This is a genomic window from Rhabdaerophilum sp. (assembly GCF_046092605.1).
In the GTDB taxonomy this organism is placed as follows: Bacteria; Pseudomonadota; Alphaproteobacteria; order Rhizobiales; family Beijerinckiaceae; genus Rhabdaerophilum.
Genome location: NZ_JBJTDY010000176.1, coordinates 16,285 through 32,800, shown reverse-complemented (window position 1 = coordinate 32,800; position 16,516 = coordinate 16,285). Strand labels below are relative to the sequence as shown.

Below are 16,516 nucleotides of genomic sequence, written 5' to 3'. Positions count from 1 at the left end.
GTCCATGTCCAATCTCCCGGAGCCTGCAAGAAGCCGCAGGCGATGCCGGGAGATTCGGCGAAACGGCGGACCTAATCAGTCTTGAAAACTGCGCTCCCTAGAGCATAGGTTTTCCCAACCCTAAGACAGCGGTATGCGCTTTCAGCTTGGCTCTATGCTCGGACTCCAAGGCTGGCTCTAGCTCCAAGAGCAACTGTGCCAATTGCGAAACGAAAGCATTTGGGTTGCGGATTGAGGAAGAACCGCTCTGCTGTTCCGATCCCAATCGCTTTTCTGGAACCAACCGGCCAGCCACCGCGAAAGGCCGAAGTCCCTCACGTGTCCAAATTTCTCTCAGCTCATGGGCAACCCGGCGATGCGCATAGTTTGGATGCGCGCCATCAATGCCTTCAAGTAATTTAAACGCTTCTTCCAAGCGCCCTTCAATACTGAATTCTGCTATTTCCCCCGACCAAAGGGCGTCTTTTTCGGTGTCATCGACCAACCATGCCTTTGCTTCGTCCGATAGCCTCTGCCATGCGGCCTCGAAATTTTTCAGTTCTCGATAAAGCGTAGTGTCCTGCCCCCAACTTTCGAGCATGCTGTTATCTTCTGCACCGGCGAGATAGGCGCTTTTCAAGCGCTCCCGGTCATCATCAGTCAATACGAGAGTCGGACGGGGGCGGGCGCGTGACATCTGAGCGGATGCTTTTCTCTCTGGGCACATTGAGTATCGAATTTGCTTCCAATATTGGCGGGCGACAATCAATTTCGCGCGCCACGCCCTTGCCACTTCGCTCAAAGGCTACGACGGCCACAGCGCGCCCCACTTTTCCAGCGCGGCGCGTTTCTCATCGAGATAGCTGTAGCGGTTATAGGTTCCTGCGACGCCCGGAATGACGTGGCCGAGAACCCGTTCAATATGCTCCTGGGCAATACCGAGCCGGGCCATTTCGGTGGCGACGGTGCGGCGAATGTCGTGAATGGTCCAATCCTTCACGCCCGAGAGTTTATCGATGCGCTGCTTGGCTTTGCTGAAGCCGCTAACGGGCTTCAATCCGCCGCTTGTCGTGAATAGAAAATCTTCACGCGTGAAGCGCGGCAGGGCGTCGACGATCGCATTCATCGCGGGCGTCAGCGGCACGACTTGCGGCCGCTTGGTCTTGTAGAAGTCGCTCGGGATTTCGAGGGCGGCAATGTCGTCGCGCAAACATGACCAGCGCGCGTCCGCGATTTAGGTCTTGCGCTGGCCGGAGAGGATCAGGAGGCGCAGGATTGGACCGAAGGGATAACCCATCTCCGGCGCGGCCTTCCAGATCGCCTTCATCTCGTCCATCGTCAGCGTGCGCTCGCGCGGCTTGTAGGCGATTTCCGGGCGCTCCATGCCGGAGAGCGGATTGGCGCGGATAATGTCGCGATCCACCGCCCAGTTGAACACGCGAGTCAGGTGCTTGCGCACTTCGCGAGCAATGCCGTGCCGCCCGTCCGCCACAAATTGATCGATCAGCCGATGCGCGTCGGCACGGGTAATCGTCTCTATCTCCCGCTCGCCCCAATGCGGCACCACATAGCTGTCGAGCAGGAATTGCGTGTCCTTCCACTTGACCGTGTTGACCTTGGCATAGACCGCGATGAAGCGCTCCACGACGGATTTGACTAGCTTTTCCATCTGGGCCTTCTCGGCTTCGGCACGCTGGCGTTGCGCCCTCAGCGCGAGGTTGCGCGAGGTGTCCGGGTCTTCGCCGCGATCGGCACTTTCCAGCACGGTCGTCGTGCGCTCGCGCGCCTCGGCCAGACCGATTAGCGGATAGGCGCCGAGCGTCACCCGGCGCAGCGGCCCGCGCATTCCCGCCTCCCCCGCGCCCGCCACGCGAAAGAGCACGGACCAGCTCTTTTGCCCTTGCGGGGTAATGCGCAGCACCAGCCCCTCGGTCTGGGCGTCGCGGATTTCGCGACGGCGCTCCGGGTCGGGTGCGAGTTTCTTGATAGCCGCGTCGGTGAAGCGGATCGGCGGGTCTTTCGCCTTGTCGAGCGATTGCTTGGGCATCGCGGGGTAATCCAGGGTTAAAATAATGACGAGTTTCAGCGAGACGACCGGAACCCTCAAGAGACGAAAATAGACGATAAATCAATGCTCGTAAACCAGCATGGCGACCACGGGAGACGCCAAGAGCCCACCCGAGATTAGGGGTTGCTCTATTGGTAAGGGAGAGGTCGAGAGTTCAATCCTCTCCAACAGCACCATCCAACCTCTGATTTTCTGGGCTTTCTGGTCTCGACCAGCCCGAAATCGCGCAATCTCGCGCCGAATGACGCGGGAAAATGACGGCTGCTCGAACTTCTGGTCGGAAGGTCCGTGGTGATCAGGCGCGACACGACGCATAGGGTCATCACCGTCAAGGCCGGCCTTTCTGATGGTCGGTGGTCAACCGTCACTGTTCGCCTCATCGCGCCCGTCGTTTCACGGCAGTTGTAGAGTCAAAGGGATGAAAACTGCTCGAATCCTTGACATGGATCGCATTTGAACCCGTTTCTAATCTGCCTCGGTCTGTGGAGCTTCGGGTCTTTTCTGCCATGGGGTGGGACCGGATTCGGGCCGTCTGGGCAAATCCACTGCCGCCGCAGGCGTTTCTTCAGCTGGCGCAGGAGTAACACTCTGGCGAACATGTTGAATTCGAGCGTTGAAAACGGAGGGTCCCGGCCTTAATTTTCGTCCCACGTCACTCCGTTCGGAGGAGAAGGAAAGCCGTGCCGCACGATACCCCGCTGATCGCCACGATCGCTGTCGGCCTTGGTCTCGCCTTCGTGCTGGGTGTGGTCGCACAACGTTTCCGGTTGCCGCCCATCGTAGGATATCTGGTGGCCGGCATCATGGTGGGGCCCTTCACCCCCGGCTTCGTGGCAGACCAGAAGCTCGCGGTGGAACTCGCGGAGATCGGCGTCATCCTGCTGATGTTCGGCGTGGGCTTGCATTTCTCGCTGAAGGACCTGCTCTCGGTGCGGGTGATCGCCGTGCCCGGCGCGCTCGGCCAGATCGCTGTCGCAACCCTGCTCGGCATGGGCCTCGCCTGGACGATGGGCTGGGGCATGGGCGCGGGCCTTGTCTTCGGGCTTGCGCTTTCGGTCGCGAGCACCGTGGTGCTGCTGCGTGCCCTGCAGGAACGCCGGCAGGTGGAGACCGAGAAGGGCCGGATCGCTGTCGGCTGGCTCATCGTCGAAGACCTTGTGATGGTGGTGACACTGGTTCTCGTTCCGCCGCTGGCCGCCCTGCTTGGCGGCAAGGCGCCGGCGGAGATGGCAAGCCCCGGTCTTGCGGCCTCGCTGGGTGTTGGCCCGGTCTGGGGCACGCTGCTGATCACGGCGGCGAAGTTGGCCTTGTTTGTCGCGTCCATGCTCGTCATCGGCCGCAAGCTCATCCCCTGGATGCTGCATTACGTGGCCCATACCGGCTCGCGCGAGCTGTTCCGCCTCGCGGTGCTCGCCATTGCGCTCGGTGTCGCTTTCGGCTCGGCGAAACTGTTCGGCGTATCCTTTGCGCTCGGGGCCTTCTTCGCCGGCATGGTGCTGGCGGAATCGCCGCTCAGTCATCAGGCCGCGAAGGAAACCCTGCCGCTGCGCGATGCCTTTGCAGTGCTTTTCTTCGTTTCCGTGGGCATGCTGCTCGATCCGCGCGTTCTTGCGAACCATCCCTTCGCGGTGATCGCGACTTTCCTGATCATCACGGTGGGAAAATCGGTCGCGGCCTATCTCATCGTGCGCGCCTTCGGCTATTCGAACAGCGTCGCCATGACGATTTCGGCGAGCCTCGCGCAGATCGGCGAGTTCTCCTTCATCCTGATCGTGCTGGCGGTGAAGCTCGCGATCGTGCCGCAGGCTGCGAGCGATTTCGTCGTGGCGGGCGCGATCCTGTCGATTCTTGTCAACCCGCTGATGTTCCTTGCGATTGACCGCATCCATGCGCAGCGCGCCACGGGTGATGCACCTGTTTTGCCCGCCGCTCCGCGCGCCCCTCCCGAAGAGGAGGAGCCGACGCGCCTCACCGATCACGCCGTTCTCGTGGGGCATGGTCGCGTGGGTTCGCGCCTGCGCGCGGGCCTGCAGGCGCGCGGCATCGCCCATCTGGTTGTGGAGGAGGAGGCCGAGACGGTCGAGGCGCTCAAGACGGAGGGTGTGGAGGCGTTCTTGGGGCCCTGCGGCGAGCCCGCCATGCTGGAAAGGCTGAACCTCGCCGGGGCCCGCTACCTGATCTCGGCCATCCCGGATGCCTTCGAGGCCGGGCATCTCGTGGAAGCGGCGAAGGCGGCCAATCCCGGCATCTGGGTGGTGGCGCGGGCGCATAGCACGGAGGCCGTGGAATATCTCAGAAAAGTGGGCGCGGACAAGGTTCTGATGGGCGAGGAAGAACTTGCGAAGGGCATGGCTGCCGCTCTGGGCTGAAGACGGGACCCGCCCCTTCCTGCGTTCTCTTCCGGCGGTCGCGGAAATCCGCAATCGCCTCCCGCCCGCGCAAGCGCTAGGTTCATAAGAGAAAACCGCAAGTTTTCGCGCGAGATGGGAAAGCGCCAGGCATGAACGAAGCGGAACGCTCGCAAGAACCGATGCGTTCGAAATCCCGAACCGGCCTGCGCCGGCGCGAGCACATGGCGCGCGCCATGCTCGCGGCCGTCCCGCTCATGGCGATCGCCCTGCTCGCGGTGCTGATCTCCGGCATCCTCTGGTATGTCGAGCGCCAGGAACGGGAGCGCAGGCGCGTTTCCCTGCTCACCGACGCGCTCTGGGTCGAGCAGACCCTGCGCTTCCAGCTTGGCGTGAAAGAGGATGCGATTGCCCGCCTCGCGCTCGATTCCGGGCGCTGGGCGGCGAATGACGAGGCCTTGCTCGGCAACGCGCGGCAGTTGATCGCGTCGACCCCGGAGATGGCCTCGATCAGCTGGCTGCTCGACAATGGCGGCATTCATCTCGCCATCCCTTCCGTGGGAGACCGTCCCTCGCTCGATGCCCGCAACGAACTCATCCAGCGTTCCCTCTCGGCGAACATGCGCCCGATCTATGGCAAGCCCCGCGCGGTGCAGCGTGACCGCTCCGTGATCGACATGGCCGCCCCGGTGGCCGATGGTTCCGGCCCCGCCGTGATGGTGGTCGCGACCATCGCGATCGACGCGCTGCTCGCGCGGCACGTGCCATGGTGGATCGCCGAGAAATACGATGTGCGGCTCCTGGATATGGCGGGGCGCATCCTTGCCTCGAAGTCGCGCAGCAAGCCCAGCGAAAGCCGCGAGAGCCATGCGATCAGCCTCGATCCGCCCCTGCCGGGCGCGGTGCTGCAGATCGCGCCGCATACCGAACCGGGGGTGAACACCAACAGCGTGCTGATCGGCGCGATTATCGCACTGGCGCTGCTCGCCATGGTCTCGCTCGTTCTCGCGCATCGCCATGTGCGCAAGCGCCTCGATGCCGAAACGGCCTTGCGCGCCGAATCGGCTTTCCGCAAGGCGATGGAGGATTCCCTCACGGTCGGCATGCGCGCCCGCGATCTCGACGGGCGGATCATCTACGTCAATTCCGCCTTCTGCCGGATGCTCGGCGTGGATGCCGGGACGCTCGTGGGCCAATCCCCGCCCATGCCCTACTGGGACCCCGATGACCTCGTCCGCACCCGAGCGATCCATGATCGGGTGCTCGCCGGTGATGCGCCGCCGGAGGGATTCGAGCTGAAATTCCGCCGGGCCGATGGCGCGCTTTTCGACGTTCTGATCTACGAGGCACCGCTGATCGACGCCGCGGGCAAGCATGCGGGCTGGATGGCTTCCGTGCTCGACATCACGGATCGCAAGCGCGCTGAGGAAATGGCGAAGGCGCAGGAGGATTCGCTTCAGCGCACGGCCCGCCTCGTGACCATGGGCGAGATGGCTTCCACCCTCGCGCATGAACTGAACCAGCCGCTCGCGGCCATCGCCTCCTATGGCGCGGGCTGCCTCAACCTTGTGAAGGCACCGAAACCCGACGCCGCGCGCATCACGGAAGCGCTCGAAAAGCTCGGCGGCCAGGCGCAGCGTGCCGGGCAGATCATCCGCCGCGTGCATGATTTCGTGCGCAAGAGCGAACCGAAGATCGCGCCCAATCCGGTGGCACCCATGCTCGCGGAATGCATCGCCTTCGCGGAAACGGAAACGCGCAAGGCCGGCGTGAGCGTGGAACTCGACATGCCGGAAAACCTTCCCGAGGTGGAAGCCGATCCCATCCTCATCCAGCAGGTGCTGATCAACCTCCTGCGCAACGGCGCGGAGGCGATGAGCCAGACCCCTCACGCCCAGCGCCGTATGTGCATCCGTGTGGGCGAGACCGAGGCTGGCGTCTCCATTTCCGTGGAAGATCGCGGCACAGGCATCCCCGAACAAATCCGGGGGCGGCTGTTCGAGCCCTTCGTCTCCAGCAAGCCGGATGGCATGGGCATGGGCCTGAACATCTGCCGCACCATCGTGGAATTGCATGAGGGCCGCCTGCAGGTGGCACCGCGCCCCGGCGGCGGCACGATCTTCACGGTGCTCCTTCCCGTGGCGAAACGGCTGGACTTGGCCTCGTGAGCAAAGAGGTTCCTCTCGTCCATATCGTCGATGATGAGCATGCGGTCCGCGATGCCATGGCCTGGCTGCTGCAATCGCGCGGCATCGATTCGCGCGGCTATCCATCCGGCGAAGCCTTCCTCGAGGTCTATCGCGCGGATCTCGACGGGGTCGTGATTCTCGACATCCGCATGGATGGGCTTTCGGGCCTGGAAGTGCTCGACAGGCTGATGGAGGCCGGTGCGACGCAGCCCATCATCATGCTTTCGGGCCATGCTGATGTGCCCGCTGCGGTGGCAGCGCTGAAGAAGGGCGCGGTGGATTTCTTCGAAAAACCCTTCAGTGACAACCAGATGGTTGACCGCATTCTCGAACTCCACGCGATGAGCCTCACGCGGCGTTCCGAGCGCACAGCGCGCCTCGCGGTCGAGACACGCCTCGCGAGCCTTTCAGAACGCGAGATGGAAGTGATGGAGCGGATGATCGCCGGGCGCCTCAACAAGCAGATTGCCGGCGATCTCGGGATCGCGATGCGCACGGTGGAGGTGCATCGGGCGCGCATCCTCGAAAAGATGGGCGTGCGCAATGCGGTCGAACTCGCAGCTGTGCTCGGCCGGGCCGGGAGCCGCGAGGATGCGGGTCGTTAGAGCGAAGCGGATCTGATTGCATCAGGCCGTCCGCTCTCATTTTTGATCGCTTCACGCACTTTCTTCGACCCAACGGTATCCACTGGTCGGCAAATACTCCAGATCATTCAGATCTCGAAGAACACGGTTTCGTTCTCGCCCTGCAGGCGGATGTCGAAGCGATAGACCGGTTTGCCATGCCGCATCTCGCGGCTGGCCAGAAGGGTCGCGCGACGATGCTGCTGCTCAATGAGGTTCAGCACGGGATCGACTAAATTCGCATTTTCTTCGTCGGCGAAATAGACGCGCGTATTCAGCCCGAGATTGATGCCGCGCGCCACGATCCAGAACGAGAGATGCGGCGCCTGCATGCGCCCATTGCGGCCCAACGCCGGTCCCGGCTTGATGGTTTCGAAGCTCCAGAGGCCGGTGTCGAAATCCGTGATGACCCTCCCCCAGCCACGAAAGCCTTTCGCGACCTTGCCGAAGCGCGGATCTTCCGGGTGCGGATAGATGCCGTTCGAATCGGCCTGCCATACCTCGATCAGCACATCCTTCACCGGCGCGCCGGTGCCATCATGGACGAGCCCCTCGACGCGGATGCGTTCGCCGGGTGCGTCCGGCCCCGCAATGTCACGCCCGAGTTCATTTGTGTAGATATCGAACCCTGCGGCACCCGGCGCGAGGCCGATATGCACGTAAGGACCAGCGGTCTGCGAGGGTGTTTCCTTGCGGTAATCCAGCGGCTGGGGCATGGTTCTTCCCTGATTGACGCGTTTCCGACGGAAAAACGGCTTCCATTTTTCCTCGAAACGCTTCAGTTCCCTTCCAGGCGATTTTCGAACAGCGTGGAGCGGCGCCCGCGCAAGGTGATGTCGAATTTATAGGCGAGGCTGTCGAGCGGGATCGCGGCATTCAAGTCGAGCGGCGCGATCAGCTGCTGAACCGCGCGCGGATCGGGAATGGAATTCACGATCGGGCATTTCGCGATGAGCGGATCACCCTCGAAATACATCTGGGTGATCAGGCGCTGCGAGAAGCTCGCGCCAAAGACCGAAACATGGATATGCGCCGGGCGCCAGTTGTTCACCCAGTTGCGCCAGGGGTAGGCGCCGGGCTTCACGGTGCGGAAGAAATAGAAGCCGTTGGCGTCGGTCAGCGTGCGGCCACAGCCCCCGAAATCCGGGTCGATCGGCGCGAGATAGGTATCCTTCCTGTGTCGGTAACGGCCGCCCGCATTGGCCTGCCAGATCTCGATCAGGGTATTCGGCACGGGCCGGTTATTCTCGTCGAGCACGCGGCCGTGAACGATGATGCGTTCGCCGATGGGGTCGCCCGTCTTGGCGTAATTCCTGATCAGGTCGTTGTCGATCGGATCGATATCGCCATGCCCGAAGACCGGGCCCGTGATCTCCGACATCGACTGCTCGATCGACAGCAAGGCTTGCCGGGGCGAGCGGGGCACGCTGGTCTTGTAGTTCGGCGTGAGTTGCGGTGGCTGCCAGAGCCGGTCACGCTGGTGATATTCCGCGGGTTTCATGGCTGCTTCTCCCCACTCAGGCCTTGGCCTTCGCCATTTCGGCAAAGGTTTCCCTGGCGATCTTGATCGCCTGGTTTGCGCGCGGCACGCCGGCATAGATCGCGACATGCAGGAGCGCCTCCATCACATCCGCCTCGCTGGCACCGGTCTGCGCTGTGGCGCGGATATGCATGGCGAGTTCGTGGTCGTTTCCGAGACCCGCGAGAAGGGCGATGGTGAGCATCGAGCGTTCGCGCAGCGAAATCGTGTTGCGCGACCAGACATGGCCCCAGGCGGCCTCGGTGATCAGGTTGATGAAGGGCTCGTCGAAGGCGGTCTTCTCAGCTTCCGAGCGCGCGACATGCGCCTCGCCGAGAACGCGGCTGCGCGTGGCGCGGCCCTGCTTGTAACGATCCACCACGGTTTTCCCCATGCGCCTGTTCCGGCCGGCGGCTTTTGAAACATAATCTTCCAGAATGGAAATGCGCTGGAAAGTGCAAAATGAGTTTCTCGACCGACCAGAATTCCTTCCCTTCCTGCGAACAGCTCCGGCCTGTCCGGCTCTTACTCGATGTCGTGTTTCTCGATGCCGTTTTTCGTTGTCGCGGCGGGGTGCATGCCGTGGGCTTTGGTGCGCGGATAGCTACACCCATTCGGTGCCGCCTGGTTCCTCTCGGAGGGAGTGCGGCAAAGCCGAGAGGCTTCCGGCGCGAAGAACCGGCATGAATTTCGCTTAAACCACCAAAGGCGCTTCAACCCGGGCGCGCGCTATGCTTCAGTGTATCCGGGCGGACGAATCCCGTTTTTTGGCTGACCCGCAAGAGGAACGAATGGACCCGATCGTCGCGGAATGGGGCAATCTGCTGCTCCGCTGGGCGCATATCGTCACCGCGATGGCCTGGATCGGCTCTTCCTTCTACTTCATGCATCTCGATGCGACGTTGAAGGCCGTGCCGGATATTCCCGCGGGCAAGGGGGGTGCCACCTGGGAGGTGCATGGCGGCGGCTTCTATGAGGTGAAGAAATATCTCGAGGCGCCCGCTCATCTGCCGCAGGAGCTGATCTGGCACAAATGGCAGAGCTACTCGACCTGGATCACCGGGTTTTTCCTTCTGATCTGGCTCTATTACGCGCAGAGTGACCTCTATCTGATCGATCCCGCCGTGCGGCAACTCTCACCGTTTGCGGCCGGCGCCATTGGCCTTCTGGGCCTCGCCGTCGGCTGGGGGGTGTATGACGGGCTCTGCCGCTCGCCACTTGCGAAGAACGAGATGGCGCTGTCAGCCGTGCTTTTCGCGCTGATCGTGGGCATTGCCTGGGTTTTCCAGCAATTCTTCTCTGGCCGTGGCGCGATGATTCATACCGGCGCGGTGATGGCGACGATCATGTCGGCGAATGTGTTCATGATCATCATTCCGGGGCAGAAGAAGATCATCGCGGCGCTGACCTCGGGGCAGGCGCCGGATCCGGCTTTGGGCAAGCGCGCGAAGATCCGTTCCACGCATAACAACTACCTCACCCTGCCGGTGGTGTTCCTGATGGTCTCGAACCATTATCCGCTGGTCTGGTCGACGCCCTACACCTTCGTGATCGTCGGCCTCGTGATGATTGCCGGTGCGCTGGTGCGGCTCTATTTCAACCTGCACCACGCTGGAAAAGGCCATCAGTGGTGGACCTGGATCGTGGCGACGCTTGCGCTGGCCATCGCCGCGTGGATCACCATGAGCGCCTCCCCCGGAGGACGTGAAAGGCTCGGGCTCTCCCCGCTTGTGGAGCCGGCGGTCGCGTCCACGCTGCCGAAAGCGCCGCTGGAAGTGGAGCAGATCGTCACCTCGCGCTGTTCGATGTGCCACGCGCGAGAGCCGGTCTGGCAGGGCATCGGGATCGCGCCGAAGGGCGTGATGCTCGACACCGCCGAGCGCATCGCCCGGCAGAAAGCGGCGATCCGCCTTCATTCGGTGCTGACCCATGCGATGCCGCCCGGCAACATCACCGAAATGACCGCCGAGGAGCGCCGGACGCTCTCGCTCTGGGTGAATTCGAAATGAGTGCCTTCGCGGTTCCCTCGCCGGCCGATCTCGGCGCGGCCGTCCTCGCACGTCTTGATGAACTCGCGTCCATCACGGACGAGCCGGGAAAGATCACCCGGCTCTACCTCTCGAAAAGCCATCGCCGCGCCGTGACCCTTGTGGAAAGCTGGATGCGCGATGCGGGGATGAGCGTCAGGCTGGACCCGCTGGCGACGCTGATCGGCACCTATCCCGGCTCCAATCCCGATGCGCCGCATCTGCTGCTCGGCTCGCATATCGACAGCGTGCGCGATGCCGGAAGATATGATGGAACGCTGGGCGTGGTCTCGGCCATCGAGATCGTGCGCCAGCTGAATGCAGCCGGCCAGCGCCTGCCGTTCGGCCTCACGGTTCTGGCTTTCGGCGATGAGGAGGGCGTGCGCTTTCCCTCCACGCTCACCGGCTCGGCGGCGGTCGCGGGGCGGTTCAACCCGAAAATCCTCGATGAGAAGGGCGAGGACGGCATCACGCGCCGCATGGCGCTCGCTGAATTCGGATGCCCCGAGGGCGATCCTGCCGCGCCCTGGCAGGGGCAAAGCGGGCTTGGCTATCTGGAGCTTCATATCGAGCAGGGCCCGGTGCTCGAAGCCGAGAACCGCCCGGTGGGGCTGGTCACGGCGATCCAGGGCGTCACGCGGGGTTCCTGCCGCATCGTTGGATTGGCCGGCCATGCGGGCACGGTGCCCATGGCGATGAGGCGCGATGCGCTGTCGGCTGCCGCCGAGATGGTGCTCGCGGTGGAACGCATCGGGCGTGAGACCGCAGGCCTCGTCGCCACCATCGGGCAGTTGCGCGTGCCGGGCGCGTCCGTGAACACCATTCCCGGCGCGGTGGAGTTCTCGCTCGATTTCCGTTCCGAAATCGATGCCGTGCGCAAGGAGGCCGAGGCGCGCATCCGCCAGGCCATCGAGGCCGTTGCGGCCGCTCGAAAGGTCGAGGCCAATCTCGCCTATACCTATGAGGCGCCCGCTTCGGAATGCGATCCTGGCCTGCGGCTCACGATGGCGGAAGCGGCGGAAAGCGTGGTTCAGAAACCCATCCGCCTGCTGCCGAGCGGCGCGGGGCATGATGCCATGTCGTTTCGCGGCAAATTGCCCTTCATGATGCTCTTCGTGCGCTCGAAGGCGGGCATCAGCCACAGCCCCGATGAATTCACCTCCGAGGCCGATCTCGGCATCGCCACCGCTACCCTTTTCCGCGCCGTGCTCGATCTTGCGAAAAAGCACGACTGACCTTTCCCTGACTGGAGCTTGCCATGGCCGATCTGAAAATCACCGCCGGTCCTTACGTCTTCGAGGCCCGCTTCGAGCATGAACGCGCGCCGAAGACCGTGGCGGCCTTCAAGAAGCATCTGCCCTTCGTCTCGAAGATCATCCATGTCCGCTGGTCGGGCGAGGGCGTGTGGGTGCCCCTCGGCGATCTCGATTTCGGTGTGGGCTACGAGAACAACACCTGCTACCCCTCGCCGGGCGAGATCATCCTCTATCCCGGCGGGGTCTCGGAGACGGAAATCCTGCTCGCCTATGGCTATGTGAGCTTCGCCTCAAAGGCCGGCCAGCTCTCGGGCAACCACTTCATCACGCTCACAAGCGGGCTTGAGAACCTCTATACCCTCGGGCGCAAGGTGCTGATGGAGGGCCAGCAGGACATCCGCTTCGAGCTGCTGAAATGAATCCTGGGCTCAGTTCTTCGGCCGGCGACGGCCGTAGAGTTCCAGCTTGTGCCGGATGATGTCATAGCCGAGTTCGGCGGCGATCTCGGCCTGCAACCGCTCGATCTTTTCCGAGCGGAATTCGATCACCGCGCCTGTATCGAGGTCGATCAGGTGATCGTGGTGCTCGACATCATTGTTCTCGAAACGCGAGCGGCCATCCGCGAAAGCGTGGCGCTGGATGGCGCCGCGCTCCTCCAGCAATTTCAGCGTGCGATAGACCGTGGACAGCGAGACCGCGGCATCGATGGCTGATGCACGCAGGAAAAGCGCATGCGCATCCGGATGGTCGTCCGCTTCGGCGAGCACGCGCAGGATGACCTTGCGCGGACCCGTCAGGCGGATGCCCGCTGCCTTCAAATCCTGCCGGAAGCGCTCGTAGCGCTCGATTTCGCCACTCATGCTTGAGGCATAACCTCAGCCGCGAGGCGATGCAACGCCTATATTGCGAGCCATTCGCAACAAGATTGACAGATGCAATTCATTCGCAATAGCATGAGGGTGTGCAATGCAATCCATGGAGTGAAACATGACATCGAATGCGGGATCTGCCCTCACGGTCATTTCCCCATCCCGCCGGAAGCTGCTGGTCGGCGCTCTGGCGCTTTGCGCATGGCCGGGCACGCCTTCCGCCCAGAACGGGACAAAGCTCAAGGTCGCGACCACCTTCACCATTATTCAGGACATCGCGCAGAACGTCGCGGGCGAAGCCGCGATCGTCGAGAGCATCACCAAGCCCGGCGCGGAGATCCATGATTACCAGCCAACCCCGCAGGATATCGTGCGGGCGCAAGGTGCGCAGTTGATCCTGTGGAACGGGCTCAATCTCGAACGCTGGTTCGAGAAGTTTTTCGCGAGCCTGAAGAATGCGAAAAGTGCTGTCGTCAGCGAAGGCGTGGAGCCCATGCCCATCCGCGAAGGCGGCCATGCCGGCAAGCCCAATCCGCATGCCTGGATGTCGCCGAAGGCGGCGCTCGTTTACGTCGAGAATATCCGAAAGGCGCTGAGCGCGGCCGACCCTGCCAATGCCGCGATCTATGCCCGCAACGCGGCTGCCTATGCCGCGAAGATCCGCGCGGTGGAGGAGCCCTTGCGTCAGCGCCTCTCGCGCATTCCCGAAGCGCAGCGCTGGCTGGTGACCAGCGAAGGTGCCTTCAGCTATCTCGCCCGCGATTTCAACCTGCGCGAGGCCTATCTCTGGCCGATCAACGCCGATGAGCAGGGCACGCCGCAGCAGGTTCGCCGGCTCATCGATCTCGTGCGGAAGAACAGGATCCCGGTCGTTTTCTCCGAAAGCACGGTGTCGGATCGTGCCGCCAAGCAGGTGGCCCGCGAGACCGGCGCGCAATATGGTGGTGTTCTCTACGTGGATTCCCTCTCGACGGCGGATGGCCCCGTGCCCACTTACCTCAAGCTGCTGGAAGTGACGGTGGAGACCATCGCGCGAGGCTTCGGCACATGAATAACCGATCATCACAGGGCCGGACGTTCTCGCCCGGTCTTGTGGTCTCCGATCTGTGGGTCACCTACGCGAATGGCGTCACTGCCGTGCGCGGGGCGAGTTTCGCGCTGCGTGCCGGGACCATCACCGCCCTGGTGGGCGTGAACGGTTCGGGAAAATCGAGCCTTTTCAAGGCGATCATGGGTTTTTTGGCGCCCGCACGCGGCGAGGTGACGCTTTCGGGCAAGCCGGTGCGCGAGGCGTTGAAATCCGGTCTCGTCGCCTATGTGCCGCAGGCCGAGGAGGTGGACTGGACCTTTCCCGTGCTCGTGGAAGACGTGGTGATGATGGGCCGCTATGGCCGCATGAATCTCATGCGCATCCCCCGCGCGGCGGATCGTGCCGCGGTGAGCGCGGCTTTGGAGCGCGTGGGCCTCGCGGAACTGCGCAAAAGGCAGATTGGCGAACTCTCCGGCGGGCAGCGCAAGCGCGTGTTCCTCGCCCGTGCGCTCGCGCAGGAAAGCGAGATCATCCTGCTCGACGAGCCCTTCACGGGCGTGGACGTCAAGACCGAGAACGCGATCATCGCTCTGCTGCGCGCGATGCGCGACGAGGGCCGGCTGATGCTTGTTTCCACCCATAATCTTGGTTCCGTGCCGGATTTCTGTGACGAGGTCGTGCTCTTCAACCAGACGGTCCTTGCGCAGGGCTCGACCGCCACGACGTTCACGGAGGCGAACCTCGCGGAAGCTTTCGGCGGCAGCCTGCGCCATATCCGGCTGGGGGGTGGCGCGCTGCATGATGACGATGACGATCGACGCGTGACCGTTCTCACGGATGACGAGCGCCCCCTGGTGCTCTATGGCCCTCGGGATGCGGAAACCCTCGTGAAGCGCCCGCCGGAAGAGCCGCGCTGATGGACGTGCTGTTCGAGCCCTTCGGCTATTCCTACATGGCCAGGGCCATCGCGGTCAGCGCCCTGGTGGGCGCGCTCTGTGGTGCGCTCTCGGCCTTCCTCGTGATCAAGGGCTGGTCGCTGATGGGCGATGCGCTCTCGCATGCCGTGGTGCCGGGTGTGGCGATTGCCGCGATTGCCGGCTACCCCTTCGCGCTTGGCGCCTTCCTTTCCGGCCTGCTCGCGGCAGGCGGCATCGCGGTTGTGCGCCGGCTCACATCGCTCAAGGAGGATGTCGCCATCGGCCTCATCTTCACGGGTTTTTTCGCCCTTGGCTTGCTGATTGTCTCGCTCAGACCCACTTCGGTCAGCGTGCAGACCATCGCCTTCGGGAACATTCTCGCGATTTCCGATGCCGATATCCTGCAGGTCGTGGTGATCTCGGTGCTGGCGCTTGCTCTTTTGGTCCTGCGCTGGCGCGACTTGATGCTCGCGTTCTTCGATGAGGCGCAGGCACGCATCTGCGGCCTTGATCCGTGGCGCCTGCGCCTGCTGTTCTTCGCGCTGCTTTCGGCCGCAAGCGTCGCGGCGATGCAGGCCGTGGGCGCGATTCTCGTGATCGCGATGGTGGTGACACCGGGTGCGACGGCCTATCTCCTCACCGACCGTTTCGGCGTGATGCTCGGCCTCGCCTCGATTCTCGGCGCAGTGTGCGGCGCAGTTGGCGCCTATGCGAGCTTCTTCCTTGATGGCGCGACGGGAGGCCTCATCGTGCTGGCCCAGACCGGCCTTTTCACGCTTGCGTTCCTCTTCGCGCCAAAACATGGGCAATGGCGGGCGTGGCGATTGCGCCGCGCGGCGAAAGCGGGTGAGCGATGAGCGTGGCGGCGCTCCTCATCGATCCGCTCGCGCATGGCTTCATGCAGCGCGGGCTGGTGGCTGCCCTTCTCGTGGCCCTGGTTTGCGCGACCCTCTCCTGTTTCCTCGTGCTGCGTGGCTGGTCGCTGATGGGCGATGCCGTTTCCCATGCCGTGCTGCCGGGAATCGTCGTCGCGCATCTGCTCGCCTTGCCGCTGACCCTCGGCGCCTTCGCAGCCGGGCTCTTCATGGCCTGGCTCACGGGCAGGATGGCCGCCGCGAGCCGCATCCGGCCCGATGCGGTGATGGCCATCCTCTTCTCCGGCATGTTCGCCCTGGGCCTCGTGCTGTTCCTGAAGGTCGAGACCGACCAGCACCTCCTGCATATTCTCTTCGGCAACATGCTCGGCCTCGAATGGAACGATGTCACGGAGATCGCGCTCATCGCGGTCCCGACCACGCTGATCGTGCTGGCCAAGCGCCGCGACCTGCTGCTGGCCGGGTTCGACCCTGCCCATGCGCGCGCCATCGGGCTCCCGGTCGGCCGGCTCGATTCGCTGCTGCTGATCCTGCTGGCCCTGGCAATCGTCGCGGCAATGAAGGCCGTGGGCGTGCTGCTGGTGGTGGCAATGCTGATCACGCCGGGCGCTATTGCCGCGCTCATCAGCCAGCGGTTCGATCGCATGCTGCCGATCGCGATGGGCGCGGCGATGTTTTCGTCGCTGGCCGGCACTCTGCTGAGCTTCCATGCCGATGCCGCGACCGGCCCGGCCATCGTCGTGTTTCAATCCATGCTCGTGGCTCTGGCCATCGTCATCCGCCGCCTCAAGGCCCGCTCGGGGGCGACGGCCTGAG

The 16,516-nt window shown here is 63.4% G+C and carries 17 protein-coding genes; 10 read left to right on the top strand and 7 right to left on the bottom strand.

Annotated features, from left to right (window positions below; all coding sequences use genetic code 11):
* Positions 1-97 precede the first annotated feature (97 nt).
* The 3 genes from ACKODO_RS13735 to ACKODO_RS13725 all read right to left on the bottom strand — a co-directional run bounded on the left by ACKODO_RS13735 (position 98) and on the right by ACKODO_RS13725 (position 2,026).
* Entirely contained in the window at positions 98-676 is a 579-nt protein-coding gene (locus ACKODO_RS13735) for a hypothetical protein (RefSeq protein ID WP_408984001.1), read from the bottom strand.
* A gap of 108 nt (positions 677-784) precedes the next feature.
* Positions 785-1,213 carry a tyrosine-type recombinase/integrase gene (locus ACKODO_RS13730; RefSeq protein WP_408984003.1) on the bottom strand — a complete coding sequence of 143 codons (429 nt, stop codon included), beginning with the start codon at positions 1,211-1,213 and terminating at the stop codon, positions 785-787.
* Complete coding sequence (locus tag ACKODO_RS13725; RefSeq protein ID WP_408984000.1) at positions 1,214-2,026, bottom strand: tyrosine-type recombinase/integrase; 813 nt, start codon at positions 2,024-2,026, stop codon at positions 1,214-1,216.
* 701 nt (positions 2,027-2,727) lie between these two features.
* Here ACKODO_RS13725 and ybaL point away from each other — a divergent pair.
* From ybaL to ACKODO_RS13710, 3 genes are all read left to right on the top strand, one after another.
* A complete protein-coding gene (gene ybaL / locus ACKODO_RS13720; protein WP_408983999.1) occupies positions 2,728-4,416 on the top strand; it encodes a YbaL family putative K(+) efflux transporter in 1,689 nt (562 codons plus the stop codon).
* 131 nt (positions 4,417-4,547) lie between these two features.
* Positions 4,548-6,563 carry an ATP-binding protein gene (locus tag ACKODO_RS13715; protein ID WP_408983998.1) on the top strand — a complete coding sequence of 672 codons (2,016 nt, stop codon included), beginning with the start codon at positions 4,548-4,550 and terminating at the stop codon, positions 6,561-6,563.
* Positions 6,560-7,189, top strand: a complete 630-nt coding sequence (locus ACKODO_RS13710; RefSeq protein WP_408983997.1) for a response regulator transcription factor — start codon at positions 6,560-6,562, stop codon at positions 7,187-7,189. Before ACKODO_RS13715 ends, ACKODO_RS13710 begins: the two co-directional genes overlap by 4 nt.
* 107 nt (positions 7,190-7,296) lie before the next feature.
* Here ACKODO_RS13710 and pcaG read toward each other — a convergent pair whose 3' ends face one another.
* The 3 genes from pcaG to pcaC all read right to left on the bottom strand — a co-directional run bounded on the left by pcaG (position 7,297) and on the right by pcaC (position 9,120).
* Complete coding sequence (gene pcaG, locus ACKODO_RS13705; RefSeq protein WP_408983996.1) at positions 7,297-7,923, bottom strand: protocatechuate 3,4-dioxygenase subunit alpha; 627 nt, start codon at positions 7,921-7,923, stop codon at positions 7,297-7,299.
* Between the two features lie 62 nt (positions 7,924-7,985).
* A complete protein-coding gene (gene pcaH / locus ACKODO_RS13700) occupies positions 7,986-8,708 on the bottom strand; it encodes a protocatechuate 3,4-dioxygenase subunit beta (RefSeq protein ID WP_408983995.1) in 723 nt (240 codons plus the stop codon).
* A gap of 16 nt (positions 8,709-8,724) precedes the next feature.
* Positions 8,725-9,120 (bottom strand): 4-carboxymuconolactone decarboxylase, encoded by a 396-nt coding sequence (pcaC, locus tag ACKODO_RS13695; protein WP_408983994.1) that lies wholly within the window; start codon positions 9,118-9,120, stop codon positions 8,725-8,727.
* A 397-nt stretch (positions 9,121-9,517) separates the two neighbouring features.
* Here pcaC and ACKODO_RS13690 point away from each other — a divergent pair, with 397 nt between their 5' ends.
* From ACKODO_RS13690 to ACKODO_RS13680, 3 genes are read left to right on the top strand one after another with little or no spacing between them, the layout of a single operon-like run.
* Positions 9,518-10,735, top strand: a complete 1,218-nt coding sequence (locus tag ACKODO_RS13690) for a urate hydroxylase PuuD (RefSeq protein ID WP_408983993.1) — start codon at positions 9,518-9,520, stop codon at positions 10,733-10,735.
* The gene (locus ACKODO_RS13685) at positions 10,732-11,988 is read left to right on the top strand and encodes an allantoate amidohydrolase (protein ID WP_408983992.1); all 1,257 of its coding nucleotides are present in this window, start codon (positions 10,732-10,734) and stop codon (positions 11,986-11,988) included. The genes ACKODO_RS13690 and ACKODO_RS13685 overlap by 4 nt, the downstream gene beginning before the upstream one ends.
* A gap of 23 nt (positions 11,989-12,011) precedes the next feature.
* A complete protein-coding gene (locus ACKODO_RS13680; protein WP_408983991.1) occupies positions 12,012-12,428 on the top strand; it encodes a DUF3830 family protein in 417 nt (138 codons plus the stop codon).
* A gap of 9 nt (positions 12,429-12,437) precedes the next feature.
* Here ACKODO_RS13680 and ACKODO_RS13675 read toward each other — a convergent pair whose 3' ends face one another.
* Positions 12,438-12,869, bottom strand: a complete 432-nt coding sequence (locus tag ACKODO_RS13675; RefSeq protein ID WP_408983990.1) for a Fur family transcriptional regulator — start codon at positions 12,867-12,869, stop codon at positions 12,438-12,440.
* 127 nt (positions 12,870-12,996) lie between these two features.
* On the opposite strand from ACKODO_RS13675, the gene ACKODO_RS13670 reads away from it, so the two are divergent.
* The 4 genes from ACKODO_RS13670 to ACKODO_RS13655 are packed head-to-tail and all read left to right on the top strand — an operon-like array spanning position 12,997 to position 16,515.
* Positions 12,997-13,929, top strand: coding sequence for a metal ABC transporter substrate-binding protein (locus tag ACKODO_RS13670; RefSeq protein WP_408983989.1), 933 nt, complete (start codon positions 12,997-12,999; stop codon positions 13,927-13,929).
* Entirely contained in the window at positions 13,926-14,825 is a 900-nt protein-coding gene (locus ACKODO_RS13665; RefSeq protein ID WP_408983988.1) for an ATP-binding cassette domain-containing protein, read from the top strand. Before ACKODO_RS13670 ends, ACKODO_RS13665 begins: the two co-directional genes overlap by 4 nt.
* The gene (locus ACKODO_RS13660) at positions 14,822-15,682 is read left to right on the top strand and encodes a metal ABC transporter permease (protein ID WP_408984002.1); all 861 of its coding nucleotides are present in this window, start codon (positions 14,822-14,824) and stop codon (positions 15,680-15,682) included. Before ACKODO_RS13665 ends, ACKODO_RS13660 begins: the two co-directional genes overlap by 4 nt.
* Positions 15,679-16,515 carry a metal ABC transporter permease gene (locus tag ACKODO_RS13655; protein ID WP_408983987.1) on the top strand — a complete coding sequence of 279 codons (837 nt, stop codon included), beginning with the start codon at positions 15,679-15,681 and terminating at the stop codon, positions 16,513-16,515. The genes ACKODO_RS13660 and ACKODO_RS13655 overlap by 4 nt, the downstream gene beginning before the upstream one ends.
* Position 16,516 lies beyond the last annotated feature (1 nt).

Bases quoted from the DNA above. Each gene is read 5' to 3' on its own strand.
- ACKODO_RS13690 (WP_408983993.1), top strand. From the start codon at position 9,518: ATGGACCCGATCGTCGCGGAATGGGGCAATCTGCTGCTCCGCTGGGCG.
- ACKODO_RS13665 (WP_408983988.1), top strand. From the start codon at position 13,926: ATGAATAACCGATCATCACAGGGCCGGACGTTCTCGCCCGGTCTTGTG.
- ACKODO_RS13715 (WP_408983998.1), top strand. From the start codon at position 4,548: ATGAACGAAGCGGAACGCTCGCAAGAACCGATGCGTTCGAAATCCCGA.
- ACKODO_RS13670 (WP_408983989.1), top strand. From the start codon at position 12,997: ATGACATCGAATGCGGGATCTGCCCTCACGGTCATTTCCCCATCCCGC.
- ACKODO_RS13680 (WP_408983991.1), top strand. From the start codon at position 12,012: ATGGCCGATCTGAAAATCACCGCCGGTCCTTACGTCTTCGAGGCCCGC.
- ACKODO_RS13675 (WP_408983990.1), bottom strand. From the start codon at position 12,869: ATGAGTGGCGAAATCGAGCGCTACGAGCGCTTCCGGCAGGATTTGAAG.
- ACKODO_RS13685 (WP_408983992.1), top strand. From the start codon at position 10,732: ATGAGTGCCTTCGCGGTTCCCTCGCCGGCCGATCTCGGCGCGGCCGTC.
- pcaH (WP_408983995.1), bottom strand. From the start codon at position 8,708: ATGAAACCCGCGGAATATCACCAGCGTGACCGGCTCTGGCAGCCACCG.
- ACKODO_RS13725 (WP_408984000.1), bottom strand. From the start codon at position 2,026: ATGCCCAAGCAATCGCTCGACAAGGCGAAAGACCCGCCGATCCGCTTC.
- pcaG (WP_408983996.1), bottom strand. From the start codon at position 7,923: ATGCCCCAGCCGCTGGATTACCGCAAGGAAACACCCTCGCAGACCGCT.
- pcaC (WP_408983994.1), bottom strand. From the start codon at position 9,120: ATGGGGAAAACCGTGGTGGATCGTTACAAGCAGGGCCGCGCCACGCGC.
- ACKODO_RS13655 (WP_408983987.1), top strand. From the start codon at position 15,679: ATGAGCGTGGCGGCGCTCCTCATCGATCCGCTCGCGCATGGCTTCATG.
- ACKODO_RS13735 (WP_408984001.1), bottom strand. From the start codon at position 676: ATGTCACGCGCCCGCCCCCGTCCGACTCTCGTATTGACTGATGATGAC.